Genomic DNA, 18975 nt, shown 5'->3' with positions numbered 1-18975 from the left:
CGGCGGCTTTCAGCCGCCGTTCGCGAGCAGTTTGCGTACCGGTGCAGGCAGGCCCAGCACCGGCCATTGGTCGCCGTCAAACCATCCGCCGGCTTCGCCCAGCGCCCGCTCTTCACGGCAGACGACGGACACCGGATGCAGGTGGAGATCCTTGTGCGTGAGCACATGAAGAAAGGCCACGTCGTCGCGCGCGGTCTCGCGGTCCTCGGGCAATAGCCCTTCCAGCAAGGTGTCCCGAGTCTCGAAGATCGGCAGGCAGTAGAGGCCGGCCCAGATTCCCTGCGACGGACGCTTTTCCAGCCACACGCGGCCCTTGGCGTCGCGCGCCTGCAGCATCCAGAACGAATGAGCGCTGCGCTGCAGCTTCCGCGTCTTGACGGGATACTTTTCCGGTGTGCCCTCCTGCCGCGCCGCGCAAAGGTCGTTGACCGGACAAATGATGCAACTCGGCTTCCGCGGCAGGCAGACGGTCGCGCCCAGGTCCATCAGCCCTTGCGTGTAACGCGCGATCGCCTTCCGCTGCGGCGCCAGCGGCAAGAGCTCGGTGGCCTCATTCCACAAGGCGCGCTCCTGCGCGGCGGAAGACAGATCCCCGTCGAAGCCCAGCAGCCGCGTGAGCACCCGTTTCACGTTGCCGTCGAGGATCGCAACCCGCTCCCCGAAGCAGAAAGCAGCGATCGCCGCAGCGGTCGATCGGCCGATACCCGGCAAGGTCTGAAGCTCAGCCGCAGTGCGCGGGAACTCCCCGCCAAAGCGCGCGACGACGCCCTGCGCACACCGATGCATGTTCCGTGCGCGGCTGTAGTAGCCCAGCCCGCTCCATAGCGCGAAGACTTCGTCCTCGGTTCCGGCGGCCAGCTCCAGCACCGTCGGAAACCGTTCGAGAAAGCGCGCGAAGTACCCCAACACGGTACTGACCTGGGTCTGCTGGAGCATCACTTCCGACAGCCAGACCCGATAGGGATCCTGGGTGTTCTGCCAAGGCAACTCGCTGCGCCCATGGCTGCGCTGCCACCCGACGATGCGTCCCGAAAAAACCGGCGCCAACGCCTGCGCGCGCGCCGAACCCGACGCGCTCAAAACCAGAAATACCGCGGAACCGGCTCTGCCGGGCCGCCGGTATTGCCCCCGGTGAGGGGGTGGGCGGCTACACGAAGTGAGCCAACCTGGGGGAGAGCCTCATGCTGCACTGAGTTCACTGCGAGCCGCAGGAGCATTCGGCGCTTCGTTGCTCGCGAGCACCGAGGTCAGTTCACCCAAGCGCCGATGCAGTTCGGCAAGGTTGGCCTCCTGCGCGGAAAGCTCCGCCAGGCGCTCATCGAGATTGCCTGCCGCGCCCTGGATGCGCTCGACCGCTTCGATCCGCTTGGTGAAAGTACGGCGCCGCTCCTTGAGTTGTGCGTCGAGCTGCGCTCCCGCGCCCTTGCTCCAGCGCTCGACCTCCGTCATGGCCGCCTCGTTGACGACACGAAGCCGGCTCGCGAGGGCGCGTACCAGCTTGTCGCAGAAATCCGGCTGCGCCAGCTTGAGCAGGTTGCCGACGCCGAGATAGTGGACGTGGCTGCGCTCGATCTGCGTCAGCTGCTGCTCGAAACCCGACAAATCGGGCTCGGCCGGCGCCTGCAAGGTGAAGCCGTGCTCCGCGTTGAGCTGCCTGAAGGTCGCATGCAGCATCGACTGGATCTCGGAGGTCGTCGCCTGGACTTCGCGCAGGTTGTTGCGCAGCGAATCGAAGGTTTCGCCATACACCTTGCGCACGTTGAACTTGATGCCGCGGCGCTTGAGGGCCGCCGCGAGGTGCCCCATGTCCGCCTTGAGCGCAGTGCTGCCGAGCACCGCGTACACCTCGCGCAGCAGCTTGCCCTGCACCGACCTCAAGGCCAGGATGCGGGTGTTGCTGCCTTCGAATTCGGTCTGCTCCTGCTCGATGCGCGTTCGCATGTGCCGGATGACAGAACCGTTCTTGCCGCGCAGGCCTTGCAGTTCGAGCGCCTGCTCGGACAGGTCGCGCTGGCGAACATTGAGAATGCGCGCCGCCTCGGTCCGCAGCGAAGCAATGCCGGCATCCACGGCCAGCCGAAGCATCGTCTCACGCTTGCCGAGCAGGCCTTCGCCGAGCACGGCTTCGAGCGCGGGGAGGCGGCTCGCCTGCAGCAGCGGCACATCGCGGCGGATCTTGGCCTGCAATCCCTTCTGCGCGGAGACCGGCAGCACCTGTGACAGCGGCACGCCAAGCAGATCGGCGGCGCCCTTGCGCTGGCGCTGAATCTGCGCGTCGACTTGCGCAGGCGTGCTGAGGATGTCCCACATAGTGTCGATCTTGTTCAGCACCACGATGCGCGTTTCGCTCACGTCGCCCTCGGTCACGAGGTGCTCGCGCCAGATCGAGAGGTCGGAGCGCGTCACGCCGGTGTCGGCACCCAGGATGAACACGACAGCATGAGCCTGCGGAATCAGGCTCACCGTCAGTTCGGGCTCGGCGCCGATCGCGTTGAGGCCCGGCGTGTCGAGAATCACCAGACCCTGCTCGAGCAAGGGATGTGGCATGTTCAGCACGGCATGGCGCCAACGCGGAATCTCGACGCGGCCGTCGGAATCGGGGACCGGGTTGTCGTCGGGGGCGTCGTCGCTCCAGAAGCCCAGTGCGCGGGCTTCATCCATCGGGACCCATCGCACCTCGGCGACCTTGCTCATCGTCTGCGACAGGTGCTCGGCATTTTCGACGTCGATCTCAATCTCGGTCCAGCGCTCCGGCTCGTCGCGCCAATGCGTCAGCGAATGAGGTTCGAGCCGGGTTTCGATTGGCAGGAGGCGCAGGCTGGGCAGATAAGCGGGGTCGTAGCCCAGTTCGGTCGGGCACATCGTCGTGCGCCCTGCGCTCGCCGGCATGATGCGGCGGCCGTACCCGGCGAAGAAGATCGCATTGATCAGTTCTGACTTGCCGCGCGAGAACTCGGCGACGAAGGCGACCATGACCTTGCTGGTGCGCAGTTGCGATTCCACGTCGCGCAAGCGCTCCGCAACGCTCTGGTTCAGCAACTCGTTTTCATTCAGCCAGTGCGAAAGCCATTTCAGGCGCTGCGCAAAGTTGCGCCGCCAAGCACCATGCTGGTCAAACTGCTGGTTGAAAGAGGCGGTCAAGGGGCTAAATGTAAGAGCGATTTACAAAATATAGCATCGGCATGGCCATGCAGGCGTCATTCGCCCCGATGAGATTCAGTACTTTTGGCAGTTTGGGCAGAAATAAGTGGACCGCTGCCCCTGGCGCACTTGCCGAATGGGGGTTGCGCACACTCTACAGGGCTCTCCGGCGCGACCATAGACCGTCGCCTCCAGTTGGAAGTAACCGCTTTGCCCGTCGATATTCGAGAAATCGCGCAAAGTGCTGCCCCCGCGCTCGACGGCGCGCGCCAGGATGTCACGCACCGCCGCATGCAGGCGCGCGGCCCTCGGCCGGCTGATGCGCGAAGCGGACAGCGTCGGCCGAATGCCGGCGAGAAAGAGCGCTTCGGATGCGTAAATGTTGCCCACCCCCACCACCACGTCGCCGGCCAGCAGGACCTGCTTGATGGGCGCCGTGCGCCGCCGCAGCCCTGCGTGGAATGCGTCCAGGTCGAAGGCATCGCCCAGCGGCTCCATGCCCAGCCCGCCCAGCAGCTTGATCGCGAGCGGTGAGGCCTCGTCCTCCACGTAGACCACGGCGCCGAAGCGGCGCGGATCATTCAGGCGCAACGTGCCACGGCTGGTGACCAGGTCGAAATGATCATGCGCAGCCGGTGCCGGCAACGCATTGTCGAAGCGCAAGCTGCCCGACATGCCCAGATGCATGAGCAGCAGGCCCATATCCAGGTCGACCAGCAGGTATTTGCCGCGGCGCCGAACCGCCTGCACCGTCCGACCGACGAGCGCGAACGGTTCGACGGCGAGCGCCCACCGCAAGGGCTTGCCCATGCGAACCGCGTCGATCCGGGCGCCGGCGATGCGATCGGCAAAACCGCGGCGGGTGACTTCGACTTCAGGGAGTTCGGGCATGGGTGAAGGCTGACACGAAAACACGTCGGCGCCGAAGCCCCACGCGACCATCATGCAAAAGCCTTGGATTATTATGGTTCGATGACCTTCCCGCTCCGCCGTTCCCGCCTCGCGGCGGCCGCGTTCCTGGCTCTGACGGGCCTTGCCGCCCAGGCACAGACTGAACCGCCCGCGCCTGCAGCACCCACCAGCCCCGCCCCCATCATCGAGCCGGCCGCGCCCGTTGTGACGCCGGCCGCATCTGGCGGTGCGGACAAATCCCCGGCGCAGCCCTCCGCCATGACAGCCGAGCTCTTCTATGAAGTGCTCATGGGCGAACTCACCGCTCGATCCGGCGACCCGGGCGCAGGGTACGGCCTCGTACTGGACGCCGCCCGACGTTCCCGTGACAGCAAGCTCTTCCAACGTGCCGTCGAGATCGCGCTGCAATCGCGCTCCGGCGATGCGGCGCTGGCTGCAGCCCGAGCATGGAAGGAGAGCGTGCCCGACTCCCGCGAGGCACGGCGCTTCGAGTTGCAGATCCTCATCGCACTGAACCGCATCGGCGAGACGGTCGAACCCCTGCGGACCGAAGTGGCGGCCACACCCCAGGTCGAGCGACCTTTTCTCATGGCGGTGATCGCGCGCAACTACGGCCGGGCCACCGACAAGAAGCTTGCGGCTTCGGTCGTCGAACAGGCGCTTGCCGAAGACCTCAAGAGCCCCGCCACCGGCGGCGCGGCCTGGGGCACGGTGGGCCGCCTCCGGCTCGCCGCAGGCGACACGGCAGGGGCGCTCGATGCTGCGATCAAGGGCCAGGAGTTGGACCCATCGTCGGACGGCCCGGCGTTGCTGGCCCTGGAGTTGATGGATCCGAGCCAGCCCTTGGCAGAGCCGATCGTCAAGCGCTACCTCTCGGGTCCGAAAGCCCAGCCCGAGATGCGCATGGCCTACGCGCGGGTGCTGGTCGAAGGACGCCGCTATGCCGAAGCGACCGCCGAGCTCGCGGCGCTCACCGCCGCGCGCCCGGAACTGCCCGAGCCCTGGCTGCTGCTCGGTAGCCTGCAGGTGCAGGCGCGGCAGGATGCGGCGGCCGATGCCTCGCTCAGGCGCTACATGTCGCTCGCCAGCTCGCAGCGCGACCCGGACGCCCAGGAGCGCGGGCTGACACAGGCCTACCTGCTGATGGCGCAATTGTCGGAACGCAAGAAGGATTTCGCGGGTGCTGACAGTTGGCTGGCGCGCATCGACAACACGGATGACTTGGTCGTCGCCCAGGTGCGCCGCGCCGCGCTGCTCGCCCGTCAAGGCAAGCTGCCGCAGGCGCGCGAACTCGTTCGCAGCCTGCCCGACCGCACCGCGGACGAAAAGAAGCAGAAGTTCCTGGCCGAAGTGCAATTGCTGCGCGACGCCAAGCAGTACCAGGCGGCTTTCGACATGCTGGCGCAGGCCAGCGTGGCCGCGCCCGCCGATACCGACTTGATATACGACCAGGCGATGGTCGCCGAGAAGCTCAATCGCCTCGACGAAATGGAGCGCCTGCTGCGCCGCCTGATCGAACTCAAGCCCGACAACCAGAATGCCTACAACGCGCTCGGCTACTCGTTCGCCGATCGCAAGGTGCGGCTGGAAGAAGCACGCACGCTGATCCAGAAGGCCGTGCAACTCGCGCCGGATGATCCGTTCATCGCCGACAGCCTGGGCTGGGTCGAGTACCGGCTCGGCAACACCGGTGAAGCGATGCGGATCCTGGAAGACGCCTACAAGCGCCGGCCCGATCCGGAAATCGGCGCGCACCTGGGCGAGGTGTTGTGGGCCACTGGTCAGCGCGACCGCGCCATGACCATCTGGAAGGAAGCGTCCCTGGCCGATGCAGACAACGAGACGTTGCAGGAAACGCTCAAGCGCCTGCGCGTGAAACTTTGAATCGACGCCTGGTGCTGGCAGCCGGCTGTGCCGGCGCAATGCTGGCCGCGGGTTGTGCCAGCCCCAGCGGCCCGGCGAAGCCGGCCGGCGGAATCTCCGTCGAAGCATGGAGCGGCCGGCTTTCGCTGCGCATCGACAGCCAGCCCGTACAAACGTTTTCGGCGCTCTTCGAGTTGCGCGGCGCACCGCAGGCCGGGGATCTCACGCTCACCAGCCCGATTGGCAGCACGCTCGCGCAACTTCACTGGGCGCCCGGAGAAGCGTTGCTCAAGAACGGCAGCGAGACGCGGCGTTTCGACTCGGTCGACGCACTGATCGAGGCCGCGACGGGCGCCGCCATCCCGGTCGGCGCCCTCTTCGCGTGGCTGGCCGGCCGCGACGAACTCGTGCCCGGCTGGCGTCCGGATCTTTCCCAGATCGGCACGGGACGACTGCAGGCGACCCGCGAATCGCCCGAGCCGCGCGCCGACCTGCGCATCGTGTTCGAACGCGCATGAAGGCGATCTACGACCTTCCGGCTCCGGCCAAGCTCAACCTCTTCCTGCACATCACAGGGCGGCGAACGGATGGATATCACCTGCTTCAGTCGGTGTTCATGCTGATCGACTGGTGCGACACGCTGCACGTCGAACGGCGCGACGACGGGGTCATCTCGCGCGAGGATCTGACGACAGAACTCCCCGAGGACGATCTGATCGTGCGCGCCGCAAGGGCGCTGCAGGACTTTGCGCGAACGACTCAGGGCGCGCACATCGGAATCGCCAAGCAGGTGCCAGCCCAGGCGGGCATGGGCGGCGGCTCCTCCGACGCGGCGACCTGCCTCCTGGCCCTGAACCGGCTGTGGCGCCTGAATTTGCCGCTGCAGAAGCTCGAGGAGATCGGCCTCCAACTCGGCGCGGACGTTCCATTCTTTTTGCGTGGACAGAATGCATGGGTGGAGGGAATCGGCGAGAAAATCACGCCCATCACGCTGCCGGCCGGGACTTTCGCAGTCGTGAAGCCATCCGCCGGGCTCGATACCCGACTGATTTTTGCGGCGCCGGATCTCCAACGTGAAACTCCTGCTGCTATAATCTCGGGCTTTGCTGCACACAGCGAAGCGGAAGTTTCAGGTTTCCGCTTTGACTTCGGTCATAACGACCTGCAGCCGGTTGCTCAGCGGCTTTGTCCCGCGGTCACCGAAGCCATCGAATGGCTCGGTCACCAAGGACTCACTGCCCGCATGACCGGTTCAGGAAGTTCGGTGTTTGCGACAATGCCGCACAATGCGGAACTGGCCGATGCCCCTCAGGGCTGGCAGGTTCGCAAGTGCAGCAACTTGGCCGTACATCCCCTCGTGGGCTGGGCGGTCTAGAAGATCAGAGCGCTCTGCGGTCTGATGCGACATATATCGGTTGATGACATTGGTCATCGACCCGTGTAGGGGAGTCGCCAAGCTGGTTAAGGCACTGGATTTTGATTCCAGCATGCAAAGGTTCGAATCCTTTCTCCCCTGCCAAATCTTCATTCAAGAGATTTTTGGCGGCTCCTTCAAGAGCCATTTCGCATTGCCGGATGCACTTTGCCGGGACGCTCATGCAGGCTGCTCACAACCCTGATTTCATGGTTTTCACCGGCAATGCCAATCCTGGCCTTGCCGCGGAAATTTCGCAGCACCTGGGCACTTCGCTCGGTGCCGCCCGTGTCGGTCGCTTCTCTGACGGCGAAGTCACCGTCGAGATCAACCAGAACGTCCGGGCGCGCGATGTGTTCGTCGTGCAGTCGACCTGCGCGCCGACCAACGAAAACCTGATGGAACTGCTCATCATGGTCGACGCGCTCAAGCGTGCATCGGCCGAGCGCATCAGTGCCGTGATCCCCTATTTCGGCTATGCGCGCCAGGATCGCCGCCCCCGCTCGAGCCGGGTACCGATCTCGGCCAAGGTGGTCGCCAATCTTCTCGAAACGGTGGGCGTGGCCCGCGTGCTGACGATGGACCTGCACGCCGACCAGATCCAGGGTTTCTTCGACATTCCCGTCGACAACATCTATGCGTCGCCGGTGCTGCTGGGCGATCTGCGCCAGAAGAACTACGAAGACCTGATCGTGGTCTCGCCCGACGTCGGCGGCGTGGTTCGCGCCCGGGCGCTGGCCAAGCAACTGAATTGCGACCTCGCGATCATCGACAAGCGCCGTCCGCGCGCCAACGTGAGCGAAGTCATGCACGTCATCGGCGAGATCGACGGCCGCAACTGCGTGATCATGGACGACATGATCGACACGGCCGGCACGCTGGTCAAAGCGGCCGAAGTGCTGAAGGAACGCGGCGCCAAGAAGGTGTACGCCTATTGCACCCACCCGATCTTCTCGGGCCCCGCCATCGAGCGGATCGCCCAGGGGTCCGCGCTCGACGAGGTGGTCGTGACCGACACGATCCCCCTGAGCGCCAGCGCGACGGGTTGCGGAAAGATCCGCCAACTCTCCGTGGCACCGCTGATCGCAGAGACGATCCAGCGTATCGCCAAGGGCGAGTCGGTCATGAGTTTGTTCTCGGACCAGGAAAACCTCTTCTGAGGTTTCGCTGACCGAGCAAAAAGCCGGGCTTCCTTCGGAGAGCCCATTTTGAAACCGGAGTCGCACTGGTCGCGGTCGACTTCCACAGGAGCCAGTTATGAAATTCGTCGCTTTTGAGCGCGCAAAGCAGGGCACGGGTGCGAGCCGCCGTCTCCGCATCTCGGGCAAGACGCCCGGTATCGTCTACGGTGGCGAAGGCCAGCCCCAGCTGATCGAGCTCGATCACAACGCGCTGTGGCACGCCCTCAAGAAGGAAGCCTTCCACTCGTCCATCCTCGAAATGGAACTCGCCGGCAACACCACCAAGGTGCTGCTCCGTGACGTGCAATACCACCCGTTCCGTCAGCTCGTGCAGCACATCGACTTCCAACGCGTCGACGCCCGCACCCGCATGACCGTCAAGGTGCCCCTGCACTTCAAGGGCGAGGAAGAGTCCGTGGCCGTCAAGCTCGACCACAACCTCGTGAACCACGTGATGAACGAACTCGAAGTCAGCTGCCTGCCGGCCGACCTCCCCGAGTTCATCGAAGTCGACCTCTCTGGCCTGACGAAGCAAGCCACCGTTCATGTCAACGACATCAAGCTCCCCAAGGGCGTGAAGTTCGTGAGCCACGGCAAGGTCAACCCCGTGGTCGTGTCGGCGGTGGCCCCGCTGGTCGCGGAAGAACCCGCTGCAGGCGCCGAAGGCGCTCCCGCCGAAGGTGCCGCACCCGCAGCAGCCAAGGCTGACGCCAAGGCCCCCGCGAAGAAGAAGTAATTCGTTTCGCGCAGCCCAAACGGCCCGCCCAGTGCGGGCCGTTTTCATTTGGGGGCCGCCGCGCCCGGCCGCCCGAAGCGGCCGGCCCGCCCCCGGCAGGGGGTAGGCGTACCGACACGAAGTGCGGGCAGCCTGGGGGCGAGCAACAAATATGATCCAGACATGATCAAGCTGTTTGTCGGCCTCGGAAACCCGGGCCCGGATTACGAAGCCACGCGGCACAACGCAGGCTTCTGGTGGATCGACGCGCTCGCGCGCGATCTCAAGCTCACCCTTTCGCCCGAGCGGTCCTATCACGGCCTCGTGGCGCGCACGCAAGTCGGCGGCAAACCGCTTTGGTTGCTCGAGCCGCAGACCTTCATGAATCTCTCGGGCAAGTCGGTCGCAGCACTCGCGCGCTTCTTCAAGATCGAACCGCAGGAAATCCTGGTGGCGCACGATGAACTCGACGTGGTTCCGGGCCAGGCCAAGCTGAAACTCGGCGGCAGCCATGCCGGCCACAACGGGCTACGCGACATTCATGCCCAACTCGGCACGGCCGACTATTGGCGCCTGAGACTGGGCATCGGCCACCCGGGCGTGAAGTCGGAGGTCGTCAGCTGGGTGCTGAAGAAGCCTCTCAAGGAACAACGCGAGGCGATCGATGACGCGATCGCTCGCACGCTGCATGCCTTCCCGGCGCTGGTGGCCGGCGAGATGGACAAGGCGACATTGCTCATCCACACGAGCAAGCCGCCGCGCCCCAAACCACCGCGGCGTGAGCCGGGCGACGGGGGCGCACCCGCCGTGGGCTAGCGGAAGAGAGAGAAGAAAAGGGAGCTACAAAAATGAAACTGTCACACACACGAATCGCCACCCGGAGCGCCGTCTTCCTGGCCGGAGCATGCCTTCAATGGGCTGCCTTCGCCACAGACGGCAGCAACGGAACCTGGCGCTGCGGCAACACCTACACCGACCAGCCCTGCCAGGGCGGCAGGGCACTGGATCTCGACGACCCGCGCAATTCCAATCAGAAACGCGATGCAGACCAGACGACGCGCGATGCACGCGCCGCGGCCGATCGCCTGGAGCGAGATCGTCTTCGCCTGGAGTCGACCAGTGCACGCAGGCAGGCTTCACTGATCGACAACCAGCCCAAGCCAGCGGCGGCAAAGCCATCGCGACAGGACAACTACGGTGTGGACAGATTGAAGAAGGGCAAGAAAGACCCGGTGTACGTGAGCGGGCAAGACCCTGCATCACCACCGCCGAAAAAGAAGTCCTCCCGGTCCGCGGCGAAGAGCTAGGACGCGGATGCAGCGGTTGGCGGAATGCTGCCGGCCGCTCCGCCCTGCTCCGCCTGCTTCGCGGCCGTGAGCCGCTGGAACTTCTGCCAGAGCGTCTCCCGCGTTTCGACGTGATCCGGGTTGGTCGGAATGCACGCGACCGGGCACACCTGAACGCACTGCGGCTCGTCGAAGTGGCCGACGCATTCGGTGCACTTGTGCGGATCGATCTCGTAGATCTCCACACCCATGTAGATCGCGTCGTTGGGGCACTCCGGCTCGCACACATCGCAGTTGATGCATTCGTCGGTGATCATGAGGGCCATTGGCCGATTATCGCGGGTGGGCATGGTCGTTGCGTCAATCGGGTTATGCTGCGCCCCGCCCCATGAGCCTGTTTCTCTTCAAACGCCTCGTGACGCTGATCGCCACCCTGATCGGCGCCTCCATCATCGTTTTCCTGGTGCTCGAGATCCTGCCCGGCAACGCGGCGCAGATGCTCATGGGCCCGGACGCCTCGCCCGACGCCGTGGCAGCGCTTGCCACCAAGCTCGGACTCGACCAGCCCGCATGGACCCGCTACTGGCACTGGATCGGCGGCCTGCTGACCGGCCAGCTCGGCGACAGCTACGCCTACAGCTCCCCGGTGCTCGACCTGATCCTCGAACGGCTCGCGCTGACCGTGCCGCTGGCGCTGCTCGCGATGACCTTCACGACCCTGCTGGCGCTGGTGGTGGGCGTCACCGCCGCGGCCCGACACAACAAGCTCGGCGACGTCGGCCTGATGGGCCTGACGCAGGTGGGCATCGCGATCCCCAACTTCTGGTTCGCGATCCTCCTGATCCTCGTCTTCTCGGTGCAGCTGCAATGGTTCTCGGCCGGAGGCTTCGAAGGATGGGATGAAGGCATCCTCCCCGGCATGAAGGCATTGCTGCTGCCCGCTCTGTCGCTCGCGGTGGTGCAAGCCGCGATCCTCGCGCGCATCACGCGCTCGGCAGTGCTCGAGGTGATGCGCGAGGACTTCGTTCGCACAGCGCGCGCCAAGGGCGTGTCGCAGCGTGCGGTGCTCTGGCGGCACGTGCTGCGCAATGCGCTGATCCCGGTCATCACGGTGATGGGCATGCAGTTCTCCGAACTGCTCGCCGGCACGATCGTGGTCGAGAACGTTTTCTACCTGCCCGGGCTCGGCCGGCTGATCTTCCAGGCCATCAGCAACCGCGACCTGATCGTCGTGCGCAACTGCGTGATGCTGCTGGCCGCCATGGTCGTCATCGTCAACTTCGTCGTCGACGTGCTCTACGCAGTGATCGACCCTCGCATCAAGGCATCGGACATATGAGTGCCGCTCCCGCCGTGCCAAGTGCGGCAGTCTTCAAGGTGCCTGGCTTCTGGCGTCGTGCATTGCATCACCGCAGCTTCGCGATCGGCGCCGTTCTCACCTTGCTGTTGCTGCTGGCCGCGGCGGTGTCTCTCGTCTGGACACCCTGGTCGCCCTACGAGATGGACCTGGCCAGCAAGCTGCAGCGGCCGAGCGCCGCGCATTGGCTGGGCACCGACACCTTCGGGCGCGACGCGGCATCGCTGCTGCTGGTCGGCGCTCGCGCGTCCATTCTGGTCGGGGTGATCGCGGTCGGCATCGGCCTCACGGTGGGCACCGCGCTCGGCCTGCTCGCCGCGGCCAAGCGCGGATGGGTCGAGGAAGCGATCATGCGCTTCACCGACTTCTCGATGGCCTTTCCCGCGATCCTGTCGGCCATCATGATGACGGCGGTGTTCGGCGCCGGCATCGTGAACGCGATCATCGCGATCGGCATCTACAACATCCCGACCTTTGCGCGCATCACGCGGGCATCGGCCAACGCGATCTGGTCGCGCGAATACATCGCCGCTGCACGCGCCTGCGGCAAGGGCTCTTTCGCGATCACGATGCAGCACGTGCTGCCGAACATCTCGGCGGTACTGATCGTGCAGATCACGATCCGCTTCGCGGTGGCGATCCTCGCCGAAGCCGCCCTCTCCTATCTCGGTCTCGGCACGCAACCGCCTCAGCCATCGTGGGGCCGCATGCTGAGCGAGGCGCAGACCATGATGTTCCAGGCACCTTTGCTCGCGGTCTTTCCCGGCATGGCCATCGCCTTGGCAGTGCTAGGCCTCAACCTGCTCGGCGACGGCCTGCGCGACCTGCTCGATCCCCGCCTCGCGCGCGCGCGCTGAACCCCGACATGCCTCTCCTCGAAGTCAACAATCTCCACGTCCAGCTGCAGACGCAGCGCGGTCCGGCCGAGGCAGTGCGCGGCATCGGCTTCACGCTGGAGCGCGGCGAAACGCTCGGCATCGTCGGCGAATCCGGCTGCGGCAAGTCGATCACCGTGCAATCGCTGATGGGGCTGCTGCCTTCCAGCGCCGAGGTGACGGGCAGCATTCGCTTCGACGGCACCGAGTTGGTCGGCCTGCCCGAGCGCGAGATGTGCGAGGTGCGTGGCAACCGCATCGGCATGATCTTCCAGGAACCGATGACGGCGCTGAACCCGGTCCACACGATTGCGCGGCAGGTGGGCGAGCCGCTGCGGCTGCACCGTGGCCTGTCGAATGCCGACGCCCGCAAGGAGGCGCTCGCGCTGCTCGAACGTGTGGGCATTCCCGACGCAGCATCGCGTCTCGACGCCTATCCACATCAATTCTCGGGCGGGCAGCGCCAGCGCATCGGCATCGCGATGGCCCTGGCCTGCGGGCCCGATCTGCTGATTGCGGACGAACCGACGACAGCGCTCGACGTCACGATCCAGAAGCAGATCCTCGAACTCATCCGCGGCCTGGTCGCGGAGCGCGGCATGGCGCTGATCCTGATTTCGCACGACCTCGGCGTGATCGCGCAAAGCGTCTCGAAGATGCTCGTGATGTACGGCGGCAGCGTGGTCGAGAGCGGCCCGACGGCGGCCGTCTTCGCCGAGCGCGCCCACCCCTACACCCAAGGCTTGTTCGCGGCCCGGCCCGCGCTGGGCGCGCCGCGCGGCGTGAAGCTCGCGACGATCCAGGGCAGCGTGCCCGAGTTGGTGGACCTGCCGCCCGGATGCCCATTCGCAGGGCGTTGCCGCTACACGATCGACGCCTGCCTTGCGACGCGCCCTCCTCCCGTGCCGCTGCCGCGCGACCATCAAGTGCGCTGCATCCGGCTCGACGAGATTGCCGCTGAGGAAGGAGTCCCTGCATGACGGACCGCTTCGATCCCGATCCGCAATCCGCGGCGCTGCTCGAAGTCACCGACCTCGTGCGCCACTACACGCTGCCGCGCGAGCGCCTCTTCGGACCGCCGCCGATGGTCAAGGCGCTCAATGGCGTGAGCTTCAGCATCCGACCGGGCCAGAGCCTGGGCATCGTCGGCGAATCAGGGTCAGGCAAGTCGACCATTGCGCGACTGGTGATGGCGCTCGACCGGCCGACCTCGGGCAGCGTGAAGTTGCTCGGCCGCGATCTCCACGCGTTGCCCAAGGACGCGCTGCGCGCAGCGCGGCGCGATGTGCAGATGGTGTTCCAGGACCCCTATGGCTCGCTCGACCCGCGCCAGACGGTGGCGCGCATCGTCGCCGAGCCGCTCGAGGCGCTCGCCGAGACCAGCCGTGCCGAGCAACGCGAGCGCGCCGGCGAATCGCTAGCCGCCGTCGGACTGCGCGCCAACGACCTGCACAAGTACCCGCACGAGTTCTCCGGCGGCCAGCGGCAGCGCATCGCCATTGCACGCGCATTGATTACGCGCCCCAAGCTCATCGTGGCCGACGAGCCCGTGAGCGCGCTCGATGTCTCGGTGCAGGCCCAGGTGCTCAACCTGATGCAGGACCTGCAACAGCAGTTCGGCATCAGCTACCTGCTGATCAGCCATGACCTCGCGGTGGTGAACCACCTGTGCGATGAAGTCTGCGTGCTGCACCGTGGCGTCGTGGTCGAGCGCGGTGCGCCGCAGCAACTCTTCGCACATGCGGAGCATCCCTACACGCAAGCGCTGCTGGCCGCCGTGCCGCGCGCCGAACCGCTGGCGGTGCCATGAGCAAATGCTTGCCGCGCGTACGGCCGCCCCGGATGATGTAACGTTGTATTTCCAAACCCTCAGCTTTTCCCTGGAGTCTTGACCATGTTGAAACGCCGCACCCTTTTGACCACTGCCGCACTCGCCACCGTGCCGCTCGCGCTGCCGCAGGCCGCACTGGCCCAGGGGCGCAAGGATTCGATGGTGCTGGGGATGACGCTGGAACCGCCGGGGCTGGACCCGACCGCAGGCGCCGCATCCGCCATCGCCGAGATCGTCCAGTACAACATCCTGGAGACGCTCACCAAGATCAACGCCGACGGCAGCGTCTCCCCGCTCCTGGCCGAAAGCTGGGAAGTCTCGCCGGACCTGCGCACCTACACCTTCAGACTGAGGCGCGGCGTCAAGTTCCAGAACGGCGAGCCTTTCAACGCACAGGCGGTCAAATTCTCCTTCGACCGCGCCGGCGGCGAGAAGAGCACCAACAAGGACAAGCGCACCTTCGCCAACATCACCACCCAGGTGGTCGACGACTACACGGTGGTGCTGATCAACAAGGAAATCGACCCCGACCTGCCCTTCCTGCTGGGCCAGGCCACCGCCGTCATCGTCGAGCCGAAGAGCGCCGACACCAATGCCACCAAGCCCGTGGGCACCGGCCCCTACAAGCTCGACAGCTGGAACAAGGGCAGCTCGCTGGTGCTGAGCAAGTGGGACGGCTTTCGCAACCCCGGTACGGCGAAGCTGAACAAGGTCACCTTCCGGTTCATCTCCGACCCGGCCGCGCAGGCAGCCTCGCTGCTGGCCGGCGACGTCGATGCCTTCCCGCGGATCGCGACGCGCGTGGTGCCGCAGTTCAAGAACAACCCGCAGTACCAGGTGATCCTCGGCGGCTCGCGCGCCAAGACCATCCTCGCGATCAACAACAAGAGGAAGCCGCTCGACGACCCGCGTGTGCGAAAGGCGATCTCCATGGCCATCGACCGCAAGGCCGTGATCGAAGGCGCGGCAGACGGCTTCGGCGTGCCGATCGGCAGTCACTACGTGCCGGGCGCCGCGGGCTACGTCGACACCACGGCCGTGAATCCCTTCAATATCGAGAAGGCCAAGCAGCTTCTGGCCGAGGCCGGCGTCAAGACGCCGCTCGAGCTCACGATGACGCTACCACCGCCGCCCTACGCCCGCCAGGGCGGCGAAGTGGTCGCAGCGCAACTGGCCAAGATCGGCATCAACGTGAAGATCCAGAACGTCGAATGGGCGCAGTGGCTCAGCGGCACCTACGGCAACAAGGACTACGACCTCAGCATCGTTTCGCACGTCGAGCCTTTCGACCTTGGCAACTACGCCAAGGCCGACTACTACTGGGGCTACCAGTCGAAGGAATTCAACGCGCTGTACGACAAGATCAAGGCGACGGGCAACACCGCCGAGCGCAACAAGCTGCTGGGAGAGGCGCAGAAGCTGCTCGCCAATGACGCAGCGAATGCCTTCCTGTTCCAGCCCCAGTTCCCCGTCATCGCCAAGAAGGGTGTCAAGGGCCTCTGGAAAGAGATGCCGGTCTTCGTCAACGACCTGTCCGCACTGTCGTGGTCGTGAGCAACACGCTGCACGACCTGTCCGCACGGGAACTGATCGCCGGCTACCGCGAAAGGACCCTGTCCCCGGTCGAGGTCACGCAATCCGTGCTCGACCACATCGAGCGTTGGGAACCTCATCTGCAGGCCACCTGGCTGCTGCGGCCCGAAGCCGCGCTCGAACAGGCGCGCGCCTCCGAAGCGCGCTGGCAGCGCGGCGAACCGCTCGGCCCGCTCGACGGCGTGCCCACGACCATCAAGGAAAACATCGCGACGCGCGGCGACCCGATGCCGGCCGGCACGGCCGCCGTCGAGTTGCGGCCCGCCGAGGCCGACGCCCCGCCGGCCGCGCGCCTGAAAGAAGCCGGCGCAGTGGTCGTAAGCAAGACGACGATGCCCGACTACGGGATGCTGTCCTCGGGGCTGTCGAGCTTTCACAAGCTGGCACGCAACCCGTGGGATTTGTCGAAGACTCCCGGTGGTTCCAGCGCCGGTGCCGGCGCCGCGGCCGCCGCGGGCTACGGTCCGCTGCACATCGGCACCGACATCGGCGGTTCGCTGCGCCTGCCGGCCGGCTGGTGCGGCATCTTCACGCTCAAGCCCAGCCTCGGACGCATCCCGATCGACCCGCCCTACATGGGCCGGGCCGCCGGCCCGATGACGCGCACCGTCGGTGATGCGGCGCTGATGATGCAGACGCTCGCGCAAGCCGATGCGCGCGACAGCATGAGCCTGCCCGCGCAGGAGATCGCCTGGTCGTCCTTCGACGTGAGCCCCGACCATCTGCGCGGCCTGCGCATCGGCCTGCTGCTGGATGCCGGCTGCGGTCTGGCCGTCGAGCCGGAGATCAAGGCAGCCGTCGAACGCGCAGCGCGTCTCTTCGAACGTGCTGGGGCCATCGTCGAACCCATGCGGCCCTTCATGTCGCAGGCGATGCTCGACGGCATGGACCATTTGTGGCGCATGCGTTCGCTGGTGGACATGAATGCGCTGAAGCCCGAGCAGCGCGCCAGGGTCCTGCCCTACATCCGCGAGTGGGCGGAGAGTGCAGCGGGGTTCAGCGGCGAACAGGTGTTCCGCGCCTTCAGCCAGTTCCACACGACACGCGTAGCGGCCGTGGCCGCCTGCGCGAAGTACGACTACGTGATCTCTCCCACCTCGCCCAACGCGCCGGCGGCCGCCGAGATGCCCTCACCCACCAACGACCCGCTTCGGCCACTGGAACACATCGGCTTCACGGTGCCATACAACATGTCGGAGCAGCCAGCGTCGTCGATCAATTGTGGCTACACCACCAATGGCCTGCCGATCGGCCTGCAGATTGCCGGGCACCGCTTCGACGACCTCGGCGTGCTGCAGGTGTCGCGCGCCTTCGAGCTGATCCGCGAACCGCAACGGCCCTGGCCGCAACCGCCGGGCGAGTGAGGCCATGCCCCGCCGGCCCGCATCTCAAATGAGGTGCGACGCCAGCAGGTCGCGCGCCCGCGTCACGAATTCGGTTTCACCGCGGCGCGCCGGAAGAAAGTGAAACGCGACGCGCGGCAAAGCCGGCAGACCGTGCGGAGGTGCCAGCCGCGCCACGCCTTCGCACAGGGCCGATTCGTTGAGACAGGCGACGCCCAGGCCCGCCGCCAGCGCCGATTGAAGTCCGGCGACACCGGACGCCACGTGCGCCACCACGTAGGGAACACGGCGCTGCCGCAGCAGCTTGACGGTGAACTGATGCAGTGAGCACGTGTCGGGCAATACGAGGAGTCGCAACGGCTCGTCACGTCGGATGCGCCCGCCCTCCGCCCCCATCCAGGCGAGAGATTCGCGACGCAGCGCAGCGACGCGCGCCGAGCCCTTCGCCTTTTCATCTCCCGGATTTCCGACGATGCGCATTGACAACCCGACATCGAAGTCGCCACGCGCATACCCCGCTTCAATGGCGCCGCTTTTCAGCACGCTCACATTCAGACGCACCCCCGGATAGCCCTCGCCGAGGCGGCTCAGCAGCCGTGTCAGGTCGCCGGGACGGAAGTAGTCGGTGACCGCGAGCCGAAGCTCGCCTTGCAACGATTCGCCGCGCAAGTCGCGAAACGCTTCGTCGCTCAACGCGAGGATGCGTCGCGCATGCCCGATGAGGCGAAGGCCCGCGGGCGTCGGCGTCACGCCGACCTTGCTGCGCGTCAGCAAGGACTGCCCGACTCGCTCTTCGAGCTTGCGCATCTGCTCGCTGACCGCGGACTGCGACAGGAAAACCACCGGCGCCGCCGCGGTCAGGCTGCCGGCCTCGACGACGGCGACCAGTGTCTTCAGTTGCTCGATATCGAACGACTGCATGCTCTTATCCATTCGAATAATTGATGAAATACATCATATCTTCCCGCTTTTCAGATGATCTCATCATTCCCACAATGACACCTCGTTCATCGCAGGAAAGGACCTCACCATGCCTCACATCGTCGTTCACCTCTCGGGCCAGCCTGACGCGCAACTCACCCGGCGCGTCGTCGACAAGGTGGCCGAACTCACCCAGACCGTGCTCGACAAGAAGCTGCCGGTGATCGCGATCACGGTGCAGTTCATCGCGGCCGACGCCTGGTTCATCGGCGGACAATCGCTGGCGGAACTTGGCAAGTCGGCGTTTCACCTCGACATCAGCATCACCGACGAGACGAACACCAAGGCGGAGAAGGCGCGGTACCTGCGCGAGATCCACGCCGCGATGGCGGCGCTGCGGAGCAACCTGCACGAGGTGTCGTATGTGCACCTGATCGACGCCCGCGCCGCCGCCTACGGCTACGGCGGCAAGACGCAGGAATACCGGCACCAGCAAGCCGGCGTCTGATCGCAGGCTGATCCGGGGCGTGGCAACATGAGAGC

Annotated in this window: 19 protein-coding genes and 1 tRNA gene; 15 read left to right on the top strand and 5 right to left on the bottom strand. The window is 65.8% G+C overall.

What is annotated here, in order from left to right:
• Positions 1 to 9 precede the first annotated feature (9 nt).
• From mutY to mutM, 3 genes are all read right to left on the bottom strand, one after another.
• The gene (gene mutY / locus QTI24_RS14545; protein WP_286601331.1) at positions 10 to 1080 is read right to left on the bottom strand and encodes an A/G-specific adenine glycosylase; all 1071 of its coding nucleotides are present in this window, start codon (positions 1078 to 1080) and stop codon (positions 10 to 12) included.
• A gap of 99 nt (positions 1081 to 1179) precedes the next feature.
• Positions 1180 to 3141, bottom strand: a complete 1962-nt coding sequence (locus QTI24_RS14540) for a dynamin family protein (protein ID WP_286601330.1) — start codon at positions 3139 to 3141, stop codon at positions 1180 to 1182.
• Between the two features lie 75 nt (positions 3142 to 3216).
• Complete coding sequence (mutM, locus tag QTI24_RS14535; RefSeq protein ID WP_286601415.1) at positions 3217 to 4032, bottom strand: bifunctional DNA-formamidopyrimidine glycosylase/DNA-(apurinic or apyrimidinic site) lyase; 816 nt, start codon at positions 4030 to 4032, stop codon at positions 3217 to 3219.
• Between the two features lie 81 nt (positions 4033 to 4113).
• Here mutM and QTI24_RS14530 point away from each other — a divergent pair, with 81 nt between their 5' ends.
• The 8 genes from QTI24_RS14530 to QTI24_RS14495 all read left to right on the top strand — a co-directional run bounded on the left by QTI24_RS14530 (position 4114) and on the right by QTI24_RS14495 (position 10533).
• Complete coding sequence (locus tag QTI24_RS14530) at positions 4114 to 5937, top strand: tetratricopeptide repeat protein (RefSeq protein ID WP_286601329.1); 1824 nt, start codon at positions 4114 to 4116, stop codon at positions 5935 to 5937.
• A complete protein-coding gene (locus tag QTI24_RS14525; RefSeq protein WP_503011257.1) occupies positions 5934 to 6434 on the top strand; it encodes a lipoprotein insertase outer membrane protein LolB in 501 nt (166 codons plus the stop codon). The genes QTI24_RS14530 and QTI24_RS14525 overlap by 4 nt, the downstream gene beginning before the upstream one ends.
• Positions 6431 to 7291, top strand: a complete 861-nt coding sequence (gene ispE, locus QTI24_RS14520; protein WP_286601328.1) for a 4-(cytidine 5'-diphospho)-2-C-methyl-D-erythritol kinase — start codon at positions 6431 to 6433, stop codon at positions 7289 to 7291. Before QTI24_RS14525 ends, ispE begins: the two co-directional genes overlap by 4 nt.
• A 67-nt stretch (positions 7292 to 7358) precedes the next feature.
• Positions 7359 to 7435 (top strand) — tRNA-Gln (locus tag QTI24_RS14515).
• Positions 7436 to 7512: 77 nt separating this feature from the next.
• Positions 7513 to 8490: a ribose-phosphate pyrophosphokinase gene (locus QTI24_RS14510; protein WP_286601412.1), complete on the top strand. Its 978-nt coding sequence runs from the start codon at positions 7513 to 7515 to the stop codon at positions 8488 to 8490.
• 97 nt (positions 8491 to 8587) lie between these two features.
• Positions 8588 to 9247 (top strand): 50S ribosomal protein L25/general stress protein Ctc, encoded by a 660-nt coding sequence (locus tag QTI24_RS14505; protein WP_286601327.1) that lies wholly within the window; start codon positions 8588 to 8590, stop codon positions 9245 to 9247.
• 162 nt (positions 9248 to 9409) lie between these two features.
• Positions 9410 to 10042, top strand: a complete 633-nt coding sequence (gene pth / locus QTI24_RS14500) for an aminoacyl-tRNA hydrolase (protein ID WP_286601326.1) — start codon at positions 9410 to 9412, stop codon at positions 10040 to 10042.
• 32 nt (positions 10043 to 10074) lie between these two features.
• Positions 10075 to 10533: a hypothetical protein gene (locus QTI24_RS14495; RefSeq protein ID WP_286601325.1), complete on the top strand. Its 459-nt coding sequence runs from the start codon at positions 10075 to 10077 to the stop codon at positions 10531 to 10533.
• Here QTI24_RS14495 and QTI24_RS14490 read toward each other — a convergent pair.
• Entirely contained in the window at positions 10530 to 10838 is a 309-nt protein-coding gene (locus QTI24_RS14490) for a YfhL family 4Fe-4S dicluster ferredoxin (RefSeq protein WP_286601324.1), read from the bottom strand. The two genes, QTI24_RS14495 and QTI24_RS14490, sit on opposite strands and share 4 nt — an antisense overlap.
• 62 nt (positions 10839 to 10900) lie before the next feature.
• On the opposite strand from QTI24_RS14490, the gene QTI24_RS14485 reads away from it, so the two are divergent.
• The 6 genes from QTI24_RS14485 to QTI24_RS14460 all read left to right on the top strand — a co-directional run bounded on the left by QTI24_RS14485 (position 10901) and on the right by QTI24_RS14460 (position 17532).
• The gene (locus QTI24_RS14485) at positions 10901 to 11851 is read left to right on the top strand and encodes an ABC transporter permease (RefSeq protein ID WP_286601323.1); all 951 of its coding nucleotides are present in this window, start codon (positions 10901 to 10903) and stop codon (positions 11849 to 11851) included.
• Positions 11848 to 12726 carry an ABC transporter permease gene (locus tag QTI24_RS14480; protein ID WP_286601322.1) on the top strand — a complete coding sequence of 293 codons (879 nt, stop codon included), beginning with the start codon at positions 11848 to 11850 and terminating at the stop codon, positions 12724 to 12726. Before QTI24_RS14485 ends, QTI24_RS14480 begins: the two co-directional genes overlap by 4 nt.
• Positions 12727 to 12734: 8 nt before the next feature.
• Positions 12735 to 13724 (top strand): ABC transporter ATP-binding protein, encoded by a 990-nt coding sequence (locus QTI24_RS14475; RefSeq protein ID WP_286601320.1) that lies wholly within the window; start codon positions 12735 to 12737, stop codon positions 13722 to 13724.
• Positions 13721 to 14554: an ATP-binding cassette domain-containing protein gene (locus tag QTI24_RS14470; protein WP_286601319.1), complete on the top strand. Its 834-nt coding sequence runs from the start codon at positions 13721 to 13723 to the stop codon at positions 14552 to 14554. Before QTI24_RS14475 ends, QTI24_RS14470 begins: the two co-directional genes overlap by 4 nt.
• 84 nt (positions 14555 to 14638) lie before the next feature.
• Positions 14639 to 16129: an ABC transporter substrate-binding protein gene (locus QTI24_RS14465; protein ID WP_286601318.1), complete on the top strand. Its 1491-nt coding sequence runs from the start codon at positions 14639 to 14641 to the stop codon at positions 16127 to 16129.
• Positions 16126 to 17532, top strand: coding sequence for an amidase (locus QTI24_RS14460; RefSeq protein ID WP_286601317.1), 1407 nt, complete (start codon positions 16126 to 16128; stop codon positions 17530 to 17532). Before QTI24_RS14465 ends, QTI24_RS14460 begins: the two co-directional genes overlap by 4 nt.
• Before the next feature lie 24 nt (positions 17533 to 17556).
• Here the strand turns inward: QTI24_RS14460 and QTI24_RS14455 are convergent, their stop codons facing one another.
• Positions 17557 to 18432, bottom strand: a complete 876-nt coding sequence (locus QTI24_RS14455; RefSeq protein ID WP_286601316.1) for a LysR family transcriptional regulator — start codon at positions 18430 to 18432, stop codon at positions 17557 to 17559.
• Between the two features lie 109 nt (positions 18433 to 18541).
• Here QTI24_RS14455 and QTI24_RS14450 point away from each other — a divergent pair, with 109 nt between their 5' ends.
• Positions 18542 to 18940, top strand: a complete 399-nt coding sequence (locus tag QTI24_RS14450) for a tautomerase family protein (RefSeq protein WP_286601315.1) — start codon at positions 18542 to 18544, stop codon at positions 18938 to 18940.
• Positions 18941 to 18975: the final 35 nt, after the last annotated feature.

This window comes from Variovorax sp. J22P240 (assembly GCF_030316855.1).
GTDB lineage: Bacteria > Pseudomonadota > Gammaproteobacteria > Burkholderiales > Burkholderiaceae_C > Variovorax.
This window is presented reverse-complemented; position numbering and strand designations above follow the sequence as displayed.